The sequence below is a fragment of the Streptomyces carpinensis genome, from assembly GCF_002154505.1.
Classification (GTDB): domain Bacteria; phylum Actinomycetota; class Actinomycetes; order Streptomycetales; family Streptomycetaceae; genus Streptomyces; species Streptomyces carpinensis.
The window spans coordinates 407-1,215 of record NZ_MUBM01000803.1; the positions used below are offsets into that span (position 1 = coordinate 407).

Here is an 809-nt window from a genome sequence, read left to right on the forward strand (position 1 = left end):
ATACAGGCCAAGGGCGGCCGCCCCGTCAGTGCCGCGCGGTCATGGCAGACGGCATGAGTCGTGGCGTAAAACCCACCCGGGGAAACGGGGCCAACGGTGTAACACCCGCCCGGGAAAACGGGTCCAACGGTCTCGACCTACCCATTGCTCGGGCCCGGACCGGGGACCGTGCACCCGCCTCACCCTCCCCAATTCCGAACTAGTATTCGATCGTCTGGTGTCGTGCCGGACTGAACGCGCCAGTGTCGACAGCAAGTCCACCGCATGATTGTCCGGTGGAAAATCGTTTCGGTTCGCCGGGGGTCCCAAGAATGACGGGAAGTGATCGCTGGGTGTTGAAACATCGAAAAGTTTGGACAGACTTCCCGAATGGGCACGTGCCGGTCCTGACCGGTGCGCGCGGCGCGGACCGCCGTGACCGGTGGTGCGGCCAAGTCCTGCAGTCCGTCCCGGCGTTGACCCTGGGATCGGTGGGACGGGAATGACCGGGAGGGGTGATCCACAGGGGCCGGGATCTCTGCTTTGATCTGACCCCATGGATTCCCTGTCACCCGAACAACAGCGTGCCGCCGGCGAGCAGCGGACGCACCGGCTGAGAATTCTCGGCCTCAACACGGTCGAGGCCGAGGCCACGTTCGACCGCGTCGCGCGTCTCGCGGCCACCTTCACCCAGGCCCCGCTGGCCATGGTCAACTTCATCAACGACGAGCGGCAGATGTTCCGGGGCATGTTCGTGCCGACCGGTTCCGACGAGGCTCCCATGGACACCGCGGGCGGCGGTATCCCGTTCGATCTGAGCAACCTCGCCC

Annotated in this window: 1 pseudogene; it reads left to right on the top strand. The window is 65.4% G+C overall.

The annotated features are described in order from the left end of the window. Positions 1-535: 535 nt before the first annotated feature. Positions 536-809: pseudogene (locus tag BZY54_RS48905) on the top strand (GAF domain-containing protein); the annotation flags it as partial.